Here is a 14,833-nt window from a genome sequence, read left to right on the forward strand (position 1 = left end):
GTTCTGCGATCTTCACGGCCCGCGGCCGGGCCCACGGGCCTCGCCCCGTCGAAGAACGTTCGTCGCGACCTCTCTACTAATCAGTAACTCTTGGGTAGTCTCCCGGCCACCGATGGACATGACCATGACGACTGCGGCGAGGGGTCCGACCACCTCGCCGCTTTGACATGACTGGAAGGGGACGAACATGACAGCAAGCGGTGTGGGACGCCGCATCACCACGGTCGCCACGGTGGCCGTCCTGGGCCTGGGCGCCTCGATGACCGCCGCCGTGCCGGCCGCCGCGGCGGCCGGCACGGCCGCGATCACCGCGGCCGCGGCCGCCGAAGTGGGCTACGCGACCTGGCAGAAGGACGTGAAGACCGTCATCGACACGGCCACGCCCTACATTCAGCAGCGCACCGCGAACTCCTCGGGGCAGCGGCTCGCCGTCGTCTTCGACATCGACAACACGACGCTGGAGACGCACTACACGCCCTGGTACCAGCTGCCGACCCCGGCCCTGAAGCCCTCCCTGGCGCTGGCCAAGTACGCCAAGTCCCGTGGGGTGGACGTCTTCTTCGTCACCGCCCGCCCTGGCATCATCGAGTCCCTCACCGAGTGGAACCTGAAGAACGTCGGCTACCCCGTCGACGGACTCTATGTGCGCGACCTGCCCGATCTCTTCTCCGAGGTCTCCGCCTACAAGACCGCCTCGCGTGCGGACATCGAGTCCGACGGATACACGATCATCGCCAACGTCGGCAACAACACCACCGACCTCGTCGGCGGCCACGCCGAGCGCACGTACAAGCTGCCCGACTACGACGGCCTGCTGGACTGACGCCGCCGCACCGTCCGTTCCTGGGAGCACGGCCGCCACGGTTCCGTCGGCGGCCGTGCGCCCGGGCCCGTCACCGGGGCCCTAGACTCCCGTCATGGCCGACGACACCACGCTCGACGCGCTCGGCGCGGGCAAGTACCTGCTGGTCACCACCTACCGCAAGAACGGCACCACCGTGCCGACTCCGGTGTGGGTGGTACGGGACGGCGACGCCCTCGGAGTCTGGACCGTCGCCGACTCCTGGAAGGTCAAGCGCATCCGCAACCGCGCCGACGTCCTCGTCGGCCCCTGCGACGTGCGCGGCAACCCCACCGGCGACTCCGTTCCCGCCCGCGCCGAGATCCTGGACGCGGCCGGCTCCGCCGCCTACCGGCGGCTGATCGCCCGCAAGTACGGGATCCTCGGCCGGCTCACCCTCCGCGGCAGCCGACTGCGCCGCGGCGCCGACGGCACGATCGGCATCCGGATCACCCTCACGACGTGAGCCTCACGCGCCGTCGCCCGCGTGCCCGTCCGCCACGCCCACGCCGCGATCTCGACCCGGTTCCGGGCCGCGAGCTTGAGCTGGATGGTGCCGAGGTGACGCCTCCTGCGGGCGTGGGAGTTCGAGGTCGGAAGCGGTCTCCTTCTTCGCCGTCACGTGCTTGAGGAGCCGGGCCGTCACCGACGGAGACACCAGCGAGTCGCCCCACCGCCGCCGTCCGTACGGCCTCGGGGATCACGGTGATGTCGGGCTGCGCGTCGAGGAAGAAACGGAAGCCGGCACGGTCTCGGCCGGGAGGTCGTCGCCGTGTTCCCGACCGCCTCCCCGCAGCCGCCCCCTGCGCTGAACCTCCTGGCCCGGCTGCCCGTATCTCCTCTCGGGGATGGCGGGAGACCGCGTGCACGGAAGGAGAACAGCGTGTCGAAACCGCCCGAACCGGGCCGGACGGCGAAGCGTCCCACGATCGAGCCGACCTACGTCATGCGCCGGCGCAGGACCGAGGCCCTGGCCGAGCTGCTGCGTGAGTTCGAGCAGTACAAGGGGACACCCGCGCCCGACGACGAGTACGAGACCGTCGTCGTACCCCCCACCCCGGCATCGGTGCCGACACCGCCGCCGCCGTCGGCACCGCCCTCGGCACCGACCCCCGCGGCCGCGACGGAGCCCGCCCCGAGCGCATTCTGCCCCGGACGGAGTACGAGACCGAGGAACTCCCCGGTCATGGTCGGCGAGGACTTCGGCTCGGACACGGTTCCGCGCCACGAGGGACACCGGCGACGGCAGCGGCGTCGGCCGCCCCGGCGACGGGCGGGCCTCAAGCGCGCCGCCGTGGTCGTCGGCGTCGGCGCGGCCGCCCTGCTGGGCTTCGGCGCCGCACTGCTCCTGCCCGGCGGCGGCACGGAGAAGGAGGCACGCGTCGTCACCCCGACCCCGACCCCGTCGGCCCCGCGACCTCGGCGCCCGCCCCGGACGACGGCGCCGACCCGGACGGCCCCGGCACCCTCCGCGAGGGCGACAGCGGCCCCGAGGTCTCCGAACTCCAGCAACGGCTGCTGCGTATCCCGAACGTGTACGACAACGGCTCCACCTCGGGCCGGTACGACGTCGTCCTGAAGGAAGCGGTGGCGCGTTTCCAGCTCTGGTACGGCATCCGGGGCGACGAGACCGGCGTCTACGGCAACGACACCCGCAAGGACCTCGAATCCCGCACCGTGCTCTAGGGGGTGTTTCGAAAGTCCTGTGCGGTGCCCGCGGTGTCCGGTGCGTGCTCTCGGCGTGCCGGACGAAAGCCCTCGTACTGGACGTACTTGGGGTCTCGGCCGGTGCGGCGAGAGTGCGTGCCGGGCGCCGTGGGTGCTGTGCGGGACTTTCGAAACACCCCCTAGCCGCCCGGGCGGGGCCGCGACACCGGTGCGTCACGGGCGCAGCCGGGTTGTTGCCCCGCCCTGGACGGACCATCCTGGCCATATGGTGACGAAGGCGTCCGGCGCGTCGCGGGCTGCCACGGCCGGTGAGGCGATGGCGGTCGTCGACGCGCGCGGCCTCGTCGCGGGGTGGAGCGAAGGCGCCCGACGGCTCACCGGGTACAGCGCCGAGGAGGTGACCGGCAGGCCGGCGGCCGACCTGGTGGACGGGGACCCGGCCGCGGTCTGGCGGACGCTGCTGACGCACGGCGACGCGGTGGTGGACCTGCGCTACCGGGACGGACGTCGGCAGAAGGTCGCGGTGCGGATCTGCCCGGTGCGGGGCGCGAAGGGGGAGCGGCGGCGGTTCGTCCTCCAGGCCGCGCCCGACCCGACCGAGCGGGGCCTCGGCGAGCTGGCCTTCACCCAGGCCTCGATGTCCATGTCCGTCTTCGACACCGGGCAGCGCTATCTGCGGATGAACGACTGGGCGTGCAAGGTCATGGGCCGGCCCGAGGAGGAGTTCCGGCACCAATACTTCCCCGACACCGTCGAGGACGTCGAGCCCCACCAGGGCTTTCTGCGCCATCTGGAGATCGTCGTGGAGACCGGGCAGCCGGTCCGTTACGAGAGCTGGACCCGTTCGCCCTCCGGTCGCCGGATGCACGCGTGGACCTCCGAGATGTGGCCGGTGCGCGCCGCCTCCGGGGAGCTGATCGGCACCGCGCTCGCCGCCTTCGACAGCAGCGAGCAGTTCGCTGCCCGCCGGCGCCTGGCCCTGCTCAACGAGGCCGGCGGCTCCATCGGCACCAAGCTGGACGTCGTCCAGACCGCGCGTGAACTCGCCGAGCTGATCGTCCCCCGGCTCGCCGACTTCGCCAGCGTCGACCTCCTGGAGTCCGTCCTCCAGGGCGAGGAACCCGAGATGGGCCCCGTGGAGGACGGTGTGCGGCTGCTCAGGGCCGCCCATGACTCCGGTACGCCCGGTGCCCCGGAGGCGGCCATCGCGCTCGGCGCCGCCGACGTCTACCCGCCCTTCTCCCCGCCCGCCCGGGCCCTGCTCAGCGGCGAGCCCGTGCTCACCCGCACCGGGGAGCACCAGCTCGACTCCTGGTTCGCCCAGCACGGCGCCCGCACCGCCAAACTCCAGGAGGCCGAGGCCCCCGACCTCTCCCTGATGGCCGTACCGCTGGTCGCGCGCGGCACGACGCTCGGTGTCGCCGTCCTCGTACGGACCCTCACCCCCGAGCGCCCCGACGCCTTCGACCAGGACGACGTGTCCCTGGCCGAGGAGCTCTCCAGCCGTGCGGCCGTCTGCGTCGACAACGCCCGCCGCTACACCCGGGAACGCAGTACGGCACTGGCGCTCCAGCGCAGCCTGCTGCCGAAGACGGTCGCCGGGCAGGCGGCCGTCGAGTTCGCCTCCCGCTATCTGCCGGCGCTGTCGCAGGCCGGGGTGGGCGGCGACTGGTTCGACGTGATCCCGCTGTCCGGGACCCGGGTGGCACTGGTCGTCGGCGACGTGGTCGGCCACGGCATCCACGCCTCCGTCACCATGGGACGGCTGCGCACCGCCGTGTGGGCGCTCGCCGACGTCGACCTGCCGCCCGACGAACTCCTCACCCACCTGGACGACCTGGTCGAACACCTCGCGGCCGGCGACGGCACGGGGGAGGGGGAGATCGGCGCGACCTGTCTGTACGCGGTCTACGACCCGGTGGACCGCAGCTGCTCGATCGCCTCGGCCGGGCACGTCCCGCCCGTGGTGGTGCGGCCCGACGGCGGCGTCCAGGTCGTCGAGGTGGCGGCCGGGCCGATGCTCGGCGTCGGCGGCCTCCCGTTCGAGACCACGGAGCTCCAGCTGCCCGAGGGCTCGGTCCTCGCCCTGTACACCGACGGTCTGGTCGAGGCCCGGGACCGTGACGTCGACACGGGCACCGCCGCCCTGTGCGCCGCGCTCGAAGGGTCGGTCGACGGCCTGGAGCGCGCCTGCGACACCGTGCTGAAGGCACTGCTGCCCGAGGTTCCGGCCGACGACGTGGCACTGCTGCTCGCCCGCACCCGCGCCCTCGACGCGGAACAGGTCGCCGCCTGGAACCTCACCGACGACCCGGCGCTGGTCGCAGGCGCGCGCAAGCTCGCCACCGACCAGCTCAACCGCTGGGGCCTGGAGGAGGCCGTCTTCGTCACCGAACTCGTGGTCAGCGAACTCGTCACCAACGCCATCCGCTACGGCGGCGCCCCCATCCAGCTGCGCCTGATCCGCGACCGCACCCTCATATGTGAGGTCTCCGACGTCAGCAGCACCTCGCCCCATCTGCGCCGGGCCCGCAGCTTCGACGAGGGCGGCCGCGGTCTGCTCCTGGTCGCCCAGCTCACCGACCGCTGGGGCAGCCGCCCGAGCGGGGCGGGCAAGACCATCTGGGCCGAGCAGGCGCTGCCGCCGAGCCTGTAGAGGGCCGGAGAGTCGGAAACGGCTGTCGGGGGCGGCTCACGCCACCCCCGACAGCCTCACTCCCGAAGGAGTCAGTGCTTGCGCAGGCGCACCGACACCCCGTGCGCCGTGAAGACCTGCTCCGCCGTCCAGCCCTCGACGGCCACGGAGACCTCCGAGAACCGGCCCTGCAGCGACCGCGCCCCGACGACCGCGACCGTGCTGCCGGAACGCGGCGCCTGCTTCGGGTCGAAGCGGACCACCAGCTTGCTGCCCCGCTCCAGGACTGCGCGCCCGTCGACCACGAGGGCGGCGTCGGTGCCCCGGTCCAGCGTCACGTCGAGGACACCGGCCTGCGCGTAGCCGCCGCGCACCCGCACGGTGCGGTCGCCGGTGGCCAGCGTGCCGCCCTCGACCCGGACGTCACCGCGCCCGAACGCCTCCTTCGAGCCCGCCGCGAGGACACCGGCCTCCACGACCGTGCCGCCCGTGTACCGGTTGGCCCCGGACAGGGTGAGCGTGCCGCTGCCCTTCTTGACGAGCCCGCCCGCACCGTCGATGTCGTTGCGCCAGGTGTCGGCCGCGGCGAAACCGCCGAGCGCGGCGTCCAGCGTGACGGCGACCTCCGAGTCGAAGGCGCCGTAGCCGTCCGCCGCCGCGAACAGGTTGAGCCGGCCCCACTGCTCCCAGCCGTCCAGCAGCACATAGCCCGACGGCAGCGCGGTCGTGCGCAGCACCTCGCGCCGCTGCGCCGCGTCGAGGTACGGCAGCCGCGTCTCCAGCAGGACCTCGGCGCCCTTGGGCACGGTCAGGTCCTCGGAACGCCCGCGCCGGGTCAGCACGTACGTCAGCTTCGGCTCGACCAGCCGCGCGTTGGCGCAGCGGTCGGCGTACGGGTCCGTGTCGCTGCCCGCGGAGTGCGCGTACGCGTACAGCGTGTCGGCCGTCGTACCGGTCTCGGCCTGGAAGTACTCGGCGGCCTGCCGTCGCGCGGCGGCCTTGAGCTCGGCGTTCTTCGGGTCGGCGAGCGCAGCGGCGGCCAGGGCCGTGGCCATGACGCGACCGCCGATGACGTCGACCGCGGAGTGCATGCCGGAGATGATCCGGTCGTGGCTCGCCTCGAAGGCGCGGGTCACCATCTCCTGGAAGCGCTCGGGGACGGCGTACGCGTAGGCCAGGGCCGCCAGGTGCAGCGCGTTGGTGTGGCCGCTGGGGAAGCCGCCGTCCTCGGCCGGATTCTCGCCGCGCTGACGCAGCAGCTGCGGGGCGACGATCACGGCGGAGTCGTACACCGGGTACCCGAACTCGTCGATCGCGCCGGTGTCGACGACCACGCTGTTCTCGTTCATCCGCCAGGGGCGCGGGTACTGGTAGGAGAACTTCGCGGGGTTGCTGGACGCGAACGGCCCGCGCACGGTGTTGACGAGTTCGGCCACCTTGCCGAGCCGCGAGGTGGTCGAGCCCGCGCCGTTCGCGGATCCGGCGGGCGCGTCGGCGGGGACGGAGTCGCTGATCTTGCCGGACGGGGTGCCGTCGGGGGCGGAGGTGATCGAGGTGACCGCCATGGCCCCGGCCTTGTACAGGTCGGCCAGCGGGCCGAGACCGCTGATCACCGAGTAGCTCTGGTGCTGCCGGTCGGTGATGAACGCCTCGCGGGCCTGCGCCTGGGTGCGGCGGGCGGTCAGGCGCGCGCAGTAGCGCATGTTGGCGCGCAGGATCTCCGGCAGCAGCGGGGTGCCGGTGTTCCAGGCGTCGCCGGTCTTCCAGATCTCGGCGAAGCCGCCGAGCGCCCGGACCACGGCGTTGGTCTCGGGGGTCCGGTTCGCCGTGATGTTGGTGGTGTAGTCGTCGACGAACGGCGCGAAGGCGGTGGCCGCCTTGGCCTCGGGCGCCTGCCAGAGGTTCGCGACGGTCGGAGCGGCGATCAGGCCGGCCGAGACGCCGAGGGAGTTCCGGAGGAAGACACGGCGGTTGAGCGTGTGGTGCCCGGCAGATGACGGCATGGAGCGCCGCTCCTTTCGCGGTGGGTTGATCGGGTGCGGGCTGAGCGTGGAACTGACGGATGACCGGTCCATGTCCGGTCGACGACCGGACGGTGATCAGCCGGTGGCCGGTCGGAGGAGAGTACGTGCAAGCGCCAACGCCCCTTCGACCGGGGGCACTTGGAGCACATGCGGTCGCGCGGACGGTACAGCCTCGGCGAGGGCTTCGGCGAATGCCGCGTACAGGGCGGGCCGGGACAGGATCGTCCCGCCGGCCACCACCACGTCGTCGACGGGGACCCGGCGGGCGTCGAGCCGCGCCACGAGCGAGGCGAGCGCGCGGCCCCCGTCCAAGATCACCTGGCGGGCGAGTTCCGAGCCCTCCTCGTCGGCCTCGAACACCTCGGGAGCGTGCCGGCCCCAGTCGGCGGACATCGCCGTGGCGGCCTCCAGGGCCCCGCCGAGCGCCGGCACCTCGCTCACCCCGAAGGAGGCGACGAGCCGGTCGGCGAGCGCGTCGGGTGCCTCGCCCCGGTCGTGTGCGGCCCAGACGGCACGGCATGCCTCCCGGACCAGACCGGCGGCGCCGCCCTCGTCACCGAGAACCGCGCCCCAGCCGCCGACCTGCACCGCCGTACCGTCGGCGGACCGGCCGACGGCCACCGAACCGGTGCCCGCGACCAGTCCCACCCCTTTGTCGAAACCGGCGGCGGGAGCCAGCAGCTCGGCGTCGCCCACCACCAGGCACGGCACCTGAAGCCGTTCCTGGAGGGCGAGACGTATCTCCTCGCACTGCCGGGGCGTCTCGCAGGCATGGGCGCCGACGGCCACGGCGGACGGAGGGGTGTGCGCGGGCAGCACCTCCCCGACCAGCGTGGCCAGCCATGCGGCCGCGGCCGTCCGGTCGTGCGGCCGCCAGCCACGGCTGGTGCGGACGTGGTCGGCGACCGGGTCCGTCCCCGTGACAGCACGGAGATGGGTCTTGGTGCCGCCCACGTCGATACCGACCGCGACGGGCCTTGAGTCCGGCACGTGAGGCCTCTTTCGTCGTTGCGTTGCGATGGGCGCAGCGACGGCTGGGCGAAACCGTGCCTGGACACACAGGGTCTGTGGGGGGTGCTAGGGAAGCCCCGGGACGGGCCTCTGATGGTGCGGTAGGCGAGTACCGCTTGACTTCGTTAGGAAATTAACTAACGAATAAGGGTGCGTCAAGGGTGAGGACGACGGATACCGCACGACCGTGCGGCCGGACGATCGCGGCACGACTGGGGAGACCATGCAACTGAGCGAGAGCGCGCGCGCCGTCTTCGCTGTACTGGCCGCGTCGAGCACCGCCACCCGACCCCAACTGGCCACCGGGGCGCGCCTTTCCAAGCCGACCGTCTCCACCGCCGTGGCCGAGCTGGAGGCCGCCGGGCTCGCCGCGCGCTCCGGCACCCTCACGGGCGGAACGGGCAGGTCAGCGGCCGTTTACGACCTGGGTCTCGCCGCCGGCGCGGTCCTCGCCGTCGACCTCGGCCCGAGCGTCACCAGGGTGCGGGTCTGCGCCCTGGACGGTGCCCTTCTCGCCGAGGGCACCGGACCGCGGGCGGACACCGTCGACGTCGTCGCCAAGGCCCTGGGGCGGCTGTCGGCCGGGGCGCCGCTGCGGGCCATCGTGGTCGCCGTCGGCGACGTCACCACCCAGGGCCGGGAGGGCACGGCCGTGCGGCCCGCGACCGCCAAGGCGGGCCCCATCTTCGACGCCCTGACGGTGGCCCTCCCGCCCGGCGTGCCCGTGCTCGTCGAGAACAACGTGAACTGCGCCGCCCTCGCCGAGCTGCACGAAGGCGCGGCCCGGGGTCGGGACACCTTCGGCTATCTGCGGATCGGCGTCGGCATCGGTCTCGGTGTCGTCATCGGGGGCCAGGTGCTGCGCGGCGCGAACGGCGCCGCGGGCGAGGTGGCCCGGCTGCCCTACCCGTGGGACGCGGACCGGGAGCCCCGCCACGAGGGCCTGGAGGCGCACATAGGAGCGGGTTCCCTGCTGCGGCGGGCGGCGGACGCCTGGCGGGGCGTGGACGGCGTGTGCCCCGACACCGTCGACGGGCTGTTCGCGCTGGCCGACGCGGGACACACCACGGCCCGCGCCGTCGTCGGCCGGCACGCCGCCGACGTGGGCCGACTGGCCGCCGCGGCGACCGCCGTGCTGGACCCCGGCCTGATCGTGCTGGGCGGCGCCGTCGGCTCCAAGGCCCGCCTGCTGCCCGGCGTACGAGCGGAGCTCGCCCGCCTGAGCTGGCCCACCGAGGTCGTGAGCAGTGCGCTCGGTGACAGCGGCACCGTGGTGGGGGCCAGCCGCCTGGCCGTGGCCCGGGGAATCCAAACCGTGACCGGAGGCTCGGGGGTGAAGCATTGACGGACTCCACCGGCATCTGCCAATGTCCGGACAAGCGCTTTCTAAGTCGGCCGGGACGCCGACTTGGGGCGAGCCATCCCGCCCGTACGCGACGTACGGCAACCGCACGAGGGCGTGCCCGTGCGGTGACAGCCAGAGTGGCTGGGGAGCCCGCCCCGCGTGGACGACGCGGCCGGGCGAGGCCGCGCCCGGAGAGCGACGTTTCCTGCAAACTGCACCCGTGCCGCCTAGGTCGGCGCCGTGCTCTGTCCCCATACGACGAAACAAGGGATCAAAGATGACCACTGTGGGTGTGCGGCGCTCAAGCCGACTCGGCCGCGGCGGTACGCGCCGCCTGGTTCCTCTCGCTGCCGGCGTCTCGGCGGCCGCCCTGTTGCTCTCCGCCTGTGGAGGAGGGGAGTCCGACTCGGGCGGTACCTCCAAGTCGCTGACCTTCTGGATCTCCACGGTTCCGGGGCAGGACGCGGGCTGGAAGAAGATGGTGGCGCAGTACGAGAAGGAGACCGGCGTCAAGGTCAAGCTCGTCAACATCCCCTACGAGGGCTACACGACGAAGCTGCGCAACTCCGCGCAGGCCAACTCGCTCCCCGACGTGGCGGCCGTGCCGGCGCTCGACCCGATCTGGTCGAACAAGCTGATCGACCTCAGCGACATAGCCAACAACAAGGCGAACAAGATCAACGCCAACTTCCTGGCCAAGGACTCGTCCGGGAAGGTGCTGTCCATCCCCTCGGACGTCACCGCGTCCGGCATGTTCATCAACAAGTCGCTCTTCGAGAAGGCCGGCGTCGACTACCCGACCTCGCCCGACAAGACCTGGACCTGGGACGAGTTCATCAAGGCGGCGAACGAGGTCCGGGAGAAGACCAAGGCCAAGTACTCCCTGACCTTCGACCAGTCGCCGTCCCGGCTGCGCGCCATGGTCTACGAGATGGGCGGCAAGTACGTCCACGCCGACGACTCCGGCAAGTTCTCGGTGGACGACGCGACCAAGAAGGCCGTGAAGACCTTCGTCGGCTGGAACGACGACAAGACCATGCCCAAGTCGGTGTGGACCAGCGGCGCCGACCCGTCGGCCATGTTCCAGAGCGGTGACGTCGTCGCCTACTGGTCCGGCGTGTGGCAGGTCGCCGCCTACTCGGAGAGCATCACGAAGTTCGAGTGGGCGAGCGTCCCGACCCCGGCCCAGCCGGTGCAGGCCAGTGACGTCAACAGCGGCGGCATGACGGTCGGCTTCAACAACAACGCCGACGCGGCCGCCGCCGCGAAGAAGTTCCTGTCCTGGCTGTACGAGCCCGACCACTACAGGACGCTGTGCGAGACCTCCGGCTTCCTGCCGGTCGAGAGCGGTCTGAACCCGAAGTACCCCTTCAAGTCCGAGGCGGCGCAGGCGGCGTTCAAGCTCTACAACGAGTCCATCCCGCTCTACGACCCGATCTCCGGCTACTTCAACAGCGCGCAGACGAACTGGGTGTTGAAGGGCAAGAGCCTCGCCGAGGACCCGACCAAGACGGAGCTCGGCAAGGCGATCAACGGCCAGCAGTCGTCGGACAAGGCCCTGGAGAACATCGTGGCGGGCTACAACCAGCAGGTCGGCGGCTGAGCGCAGGCCGACAGTCCCGGGCGGCGGGTTCGAGACGCCGCCGCCCGGGCCCCGGGCCCGCGTGATGCCGGGCTCAGGTCCTGAGCCCACCGGAACTCAATCCACCAGCACGGAGTCAGGAAGATGACCAAACGCGCCTCGGCCGTGTCCGCGAGCCCGCCCAGGAGACGCAGCAAGTACACCCTTGCGCCGCTCGTGCTCATCGCGGCCAATGTCGTGCTCTTCTCGCTGTTCTTCGTCTGGCCGGCGGTGATCGGGCTCGTCTACTCCTTCACCAACTACACAGGCGTGGGGGCGTTCCAGTTCATCGGACTGGACAACTACGACAACCTGCTCGGGGACTCCACCTTCTACGACGCGCTGACCCGGACGCTGCTGTACACCGTCCTCTTCGTCCCGTTGAACTTCGTGGTCTCGCTGCTCGCCGCCAACCTGGTGGTGAGCAAGCACGCCAAGGGCGGGTCGGTCGCCCGTGTCCTCTTCTTCATCCCGTGGCTGCTGTCGCCCATCGTCGTGGGTGTCCTGTGGCGGTGGATGTTCGGTGAGAACTTCGGACTGGTCAACTACGTCATCGAGAAGTTCGGCGGAGACGCCGTTCCGTGGCAGTCGAACGCGGACCTCTCGCTGCTCGTGGTGGTGATGGCGTCGGCCTGGGCCTGGACGGGCTTCACCATGCTGCTGTTCATCGCGGCGATCAAGAACGTGCCGGTGTCGTACTACGAGGCCGCCTCGCTCGACGGCGCCGGCCCCTGGCGCCAGTTCTTCAGCATCACCCTGCCGAGCATCGCGCCCACCTCGTTCATCGTCATCCTGCTCAACACGATCAACGCGATGAAGGAGTACCCGGTGTTCGTCGCCCTCAACAACGGCGGACCCGGCACGTCGAACAACCTGCTGGTGCAGTACATCTACGAGACCGGCTTCAAGCGGGGCCAGATCGGCTACGCGAGCGCCGCGTCGTTCGTGCTCATGCTCATCCTGATGGCCGTCGCGATCATCCAGCTGATCGTCAACCGGCGGGTGGAGAACCGATGACAACCACAGACATCCCACGCCCGGTCGACGCCGGATCCGGTCGGACCGTCTCCAAGAAGCCGCCCCGCCGCGGGGGCCGCGGCGGTCTCCGGCAGGCGGTGTCCGCGACGACCCTGCTGTGGATCCTGGCGTGCCTGTACGGGCTGCCGGTGCTGTGGTTCGTCCTCAGCTCCCTCAAGCCGGCCGGCGACCTGTTCTCCGTTCCGCTGACGCTGATCCCGCAGGACCCCACGCTGTCGGGATTCAGGGCGGCGTGGGACAGCGCCAACTTCTCCCAGTACTTCATCAACACCACCATCGTGTGTGTGATCACGACGATCCTCACGGTGGGGGTGAGCTGCTGCACCGGGTACGCGTTGGCCAAGTACGACAACAGATGGCTCAAGGCCTTCTTCCTCTGCATCCTGGCCACCACGATGCTGCCGGGCGAGGTCATGCTCGCCCCGTCGTTCCTGGTGGTCCGCGACCTCGGCCTCTACAACTCGTTCGCCGGCATCATCCTCCCGGCCGTGCTCACCGCGACCGGATGCTTCATGTTCCGCCAGTTCTTCCTGACGGTTCCCGACGAACTCGTGGAGGCCGCGCGCATCGACGGCGCACGTGAGCTGTCGATCTTCCTGCGGATCATGGTGCCGATCTCCCGGCCCATCATGCTCACCCTCGCCATCCTGTCCTTCCAGTGGCGGTGGAACGACTACATCTGGCCGCTGCTGATGCTGAACGACCCCAACAAGTTCACCGTGCAGATCGGCATCCAGAGCATCGTCGGCGCGCAGAACATCAACTGGTCGGTCCTGCTGGGCGCCTCGGTGATCTCGATGATCCCGCTGATCGCCGTCTTCCTGGTCTTCCAGCGCTACGTCATGAACGCCGACATCAACGCCGGACTGAAGGACTGACCTTGACCGTGCCGCTCGACCACGAATTCGTGCGCGCGGCGGCCCGCGCCGCCGACGGGTCGGCCGACCCGTCGGCGGAGTTCATCGAGCCGCACCGCGCCCTGGCCCGGCGGGTGAAGACCCTGGTCGCGGGGTACCGCTCGCCGGAGTCGGCCCTGCACGGCAGCGAGCGGGCCGTCGCTGCCGCGCTGACCCACCTCCGTGCCCTGCGGTCCGTGCAGACGGCCTCCGGCCTCTTCGCGGGCGGCGACAACGTCCAGTCACCGCCGGACTCCGCGTTCACCGTCAACGACGTGTGCGACGCGCACGTCCTCGCCGCGGGCGCGGGGCCCGCACTGGCCGACGTCACGGCGGCGCTCGCCGAGATCGCGGACGCCGCCACCGGCGGTCTCCTGACGGGTGGGGTGCACACCCCGAACCACCGCTGGGAACTGAGCGCGGCGCTCGCCCGTCTGCACCGGTCGTTCCCCGACGACCGGCTGCTCGCCCGCGCCGAGGAGTGGCTCGCCGAGGGCGTCGACATCGACGCGGAGGGCCTGTACTCGGAGCGCAGCGCCGTCTACGCGTCCATCGTGACCAACCCGGCGCTGCTGTTGCTGGCCGAGGTGCTCGGGCGTACCGACCTGGTGGACGCCGTCGAACGCAACCTCACCGCGACCCTGGACCTGATCAGGCCGGACGGCACGGTGGAGACGGTCCACTCGCGCCGCCAGGACCAGAGGCTGTCGTTCGCGCTGTGGCCCTACCTGCCGCACTACCGGCTGCTCGCGATCCGCTCCGGCCGGGGCGACTTCGCCCGCGCGGCCCGCCTGGCGGCCGCCGACGGTATCCACGACCCCGACCTGCTCGCCCAGACCCTCCTCACCCCGGACCTGTGCCGCGCCCTGCCGGCTCCGGACCCGGAGACACTCCCGCGCCACCGGTACCTCGCCACCGCACGCCTCGCCGCACACGCCTCGCCCACCGCGCACACGGTGGTGTACGGCGGCTCGGACGTGCCCGAGCACCGCCGCGTCCGCTCGGGCCTCGCCTGCAACCCCACCTTCCTGCGCCTGTTCGCCGGCGACGCCGTCCTCGACGCGGTCCGTCTCTCACGCGGGTTCTTCGACCTGGGCCCCTTCCGCGCCGCCGACATGCGACAGCTCACCGACGGCCGGTACGAGCTCACCCAAACCCTCACGGCCGCCTACTACCAGCCGCTCCCGGCGGACCGGCGACGGGACGACGGCGCGTACCGGCTGGTCGACGACGGACGTTTCTCGGCCTCCATGGCCTTCCCCAACCGGCCCCGCGACGAGGTCTCCCACACGACCCGCGTCGAGGTGGACCTGCGGGACGACGGCGTCGACCTGCGGATCGACATCAGCGGACCCCGGGTGCCCTGGGCCCTCGAACTGACCTTCCGGCCGGGCGGCGTGGCAGAGGGCGCCGAACCGATCGGCGACGGACGCTGGTGCCTGACGACCGGACCGATGACCTACCGCGTCGGAGACGACGAGATCAGGGTCGAGGCCGCCGTCGAGACGGGCGAACCGCTCGCCGGACCGGACCGGAGCGACGTATTGCGCTACGACCCCGGGCAGGACTACACCGTGGTCGGCGGCACCGACGCGACGACCGGCAACCGCGTCTGCCTCGGCGGACTCGGCCCGCACACCCTGACCCTCGCTCTGCGTGCCCGCCGGGCCGCCCCCGCCGGGTGACCCGATGAACCACACCATGGCCACCACAGGCATGAAGGACTGATCCCCGTGCACCCCACGTCCCCTCCC

The 14,833-nt window shown here is 71.5% G+C and carries 12 protein-coding genes and 1 pseudogene; 10 read left to right on the forward strand and 3 right to left on the reverse strand.

The genetic code is table 11. The features are described 5' to 3' along the window. Positions 1-187: 187 nt before the first annotated feature. Positions 188-823 (forward strand): HAD family acid phosphatase, encoded by a 636-nt coding sequence (locus E4N62_RS41480; protein ID WP_230223129.1) that lies wholly within the window; start codon positions 188-190, stop codon positions 821-823. A gap of 94 nt (positions 824-917) precedes the next feature. Beyond that, positions 918-1,307: a PPOX class F420-dependent oxidoreductase gene (locus tag E4N62_RS41485; protein WP_230223131.1), complete on the forward strand. Its 390-nt coding sequence runs from the start codon at positions 918-920 to the stop codon at positions 1,305-1,307. Here the strand turns inward: E4N62_RS41485 and E4N62_RS49915 are convergent. Further along, positions 1,190-1,539, reverse strand: a pseudogene (locus E4N62_RS49915) (hypothetical protein); the annotation flags it as partial. The gene E4N62_RS41485 and the pseudogene E4N62_RS49915 overlap by 118 nt on opposite strands. Positions 1,540-1,724: 185 nt before the next feature. Between E4N62_RS49915 and E4N62_RS41495 the strand changes: the two are divergent. From E4N62_RS41495 to E4N62_RS41500, 3 genes are all read left to right on the forward strand, one after another. After that, complete coding sequence (locus E4N62_RS41495; protein ID WP_308186157.1) at positions 1,725-2,420, forward strand: hypothetical protein; 696 nt, start codon at positions 1,725-1,727, stop codon at positions 2,418-2,420. After that, a complete protein-coding gene (locus E4N62_RS49020) occupies positions 2,375-2,527 on the forward strand; it encodes a peptidoglycan-binding domain-containing protein (protein WP_308186160.1) in 153 nt (50 codons plus the stop codon). The genes E4N62_RS41495 and E4N62_RS49020 overlap by 46 nt, the downstream gene beginning before the upstream one ends. Positions 2,528-2,774: 247 nt before the next feature. After that, positions 2,775-5,165: a SpoIIE family protein phosphatase gene (locus E4N62_RS41500; RefSeq protein WP_230223133.1), complete on the forward strand. Its 2,391-nt coding sequence runs from the start codon at positions 2,775-2,777 to the stop codon at positions 5,163-5,165. A 71-nt stretch (positions 5,166-5,236) separates the two neighbouring features. On the opposite strand, the gene E4N62_RS41505 is transcribed toward E4N62_RS41500, so the two are convergent. Together E4N62_RS41505 and E4N62_RS41510 are read right to left on the reverse strand one after the other, a co-directional pair. Continuing rightward, positions 5,237-7,147, reverse strand: coding sequence for a phosphatase PAP2 family protein (locus E4N62_RS41505; RefSeq protein ID WP_230223135.1), 1,911 nt, complete (start codon positions 7,145-7,147; stop codon positions 5,237-5,239). Between the two features lie 96 nt (positions 7,148-7,243). Continuing rightward, on the reverse strand, positions 7,244-8,158 hold the full coding sequence (locus tag E4N62_RS41510) for a BadF/BadG/BcrA/BcrD ATPase family protein (RefSeq protein ID WP_230223137.1): 915 nt from the start codon (positions 8,156-8,158) through the stop codon (positions 7,244-7,246). Positions 8,159-8,402: 244 nt separating this feature from the next. On the opposite strand from E4N62_RS41510, the gene E4N62_RS41515 reads away from it, so the two are divergent. From E4N62_RS41515 to E4N62_RS41535, 5 genes are all read left to right on the forward strand, one after another. Next, a complete protein-coding gene (locus E4N62_RS41515; protein ID WP_230223139.1) occupies positions 8,403-9,524 on the forward strand; it encodes an ROK family protein in 1,122 nt (373 codons plus the stop codon). A 277-nt stretch (positions 9,525-9,801) separates the two neighbouring features. Beyond that, on the forward strand, positions 9,802-11,127 hold the full coding sequence (locus E4N62_RS41520) for an ABC transporter substrate-binding protein (RefSeq protein ID WP_184902796.1): 1,326 nt from the start codon (positions 9,802-9,804) through the stop codon (positions 11,125-11,127). Between the two features lie 123 nt (positions 11,128-11,250). Beyond that, the gene (locus tag E4N62_RS41525) at positions 11,251-12,162 is read left to right on the forward strand and encodes a carbohydrate ABC transporter permease (protein ID WP_230223141.1); all 912 of its coding nucleotides are present in this window, start codon (positions 11,251-11,253) and stop codon (positions 12,160-12,162) included. Beyond that, positions 12,159-13,061, forward strand: coding sequence for a carbohydrate ABC transporter permease (locus E4N62_RS41530; RefSeq protein ID WP_230223144.1), 903 nt, complete (start codon positions 12,159-12,161; stop codon positions 13,059-13,061). Before E4N62_RS41525 ends, E4N62_RS41530 begins: the two co-directional genes overlap by 4 nt. Before the next feature lie 2 nt (positions 13,062-13,063). Next, the gene (locus tag E4N62_RS41535) at positions 13,064-14,764 is read left to right on the forward strand and encodes a hypothetical protein (RefSeq protein WP_230223146.1); all 1,701 of its coding nucleotides are present in this window, start codon (positions 13,064-13,066) and stop codon (positions 14,762-14,764) included. The last annotated feature ends 69 nt before the right edge of the window (positions 14,765-14,833 follow it).

This window comes from Streptomyces sp. MNU76 (genome assembly GCF_020982545.1).
Lineage (GTDB): Bacteria > Actinomycetota > Actinomycetes > Streptomycetales > Streptomycetaceae > Streptomyces.

Bases quoted from the DNA above. Each gene is read 5' to 3' on its own strand.
- E4N62_RS41480 (WP_230223129.1), top strand. From the start codon at position 188: ATGACAGCAAGCGGTGTGGGACGCCGCATCACCACGGTCGCCACGGTG.
- E4N62_RS41485 (WP_230223131.1), top strand. From the start codon at position 918: ATGGCCGACGACACCACGCTCGACGCGCTCGGCGCGGGCAAGTACCTG.
- E4N62_RS41500 (WP_230223133.1), top strand. From the start codon at position 2,775: ATGGTGACGAAGGCGTCCGGCGCGTCGCGGGCTGCCACGGCCGGTGAG.
- E4N62_RS41505 (WP_230223135.1), bottom strand. From the start codon at position 7,147: ATGCCGTCATCTGCCGGGCACCACACGCTCAACCGCCGTGTCTTCCTC.
- E4N62_RS41515 (WP_230223139.1), top strand. From the start codon at position 8,403: ATGCAACTGAGCGAGAGCGCGCGCGCCGTCTTCGCTGTACTGGCCGCG.
- E4N62_RS41520 (WP_184902796.1), top strand. From the start codon at position 9,802: ATGACCACTGTGGGTGTGCGGCGCTCAAGCCGACTCGGCCGCGGCGGT.
- E4N62_RS41525 (WP_230223141.1), top strand. From the start codon at position 11,251: ATGACCAAACGCGCCTCGGCCGTGTCCGCGAGCCCGCCCAGGAGACGC.
- E4N62_RS41530 (WP_230223144.1), top strand. From the start codon at position 12,159: ATGACAACCACAGACATCCCACGCCCGGTCGACGCCGGATCCGGTCGG.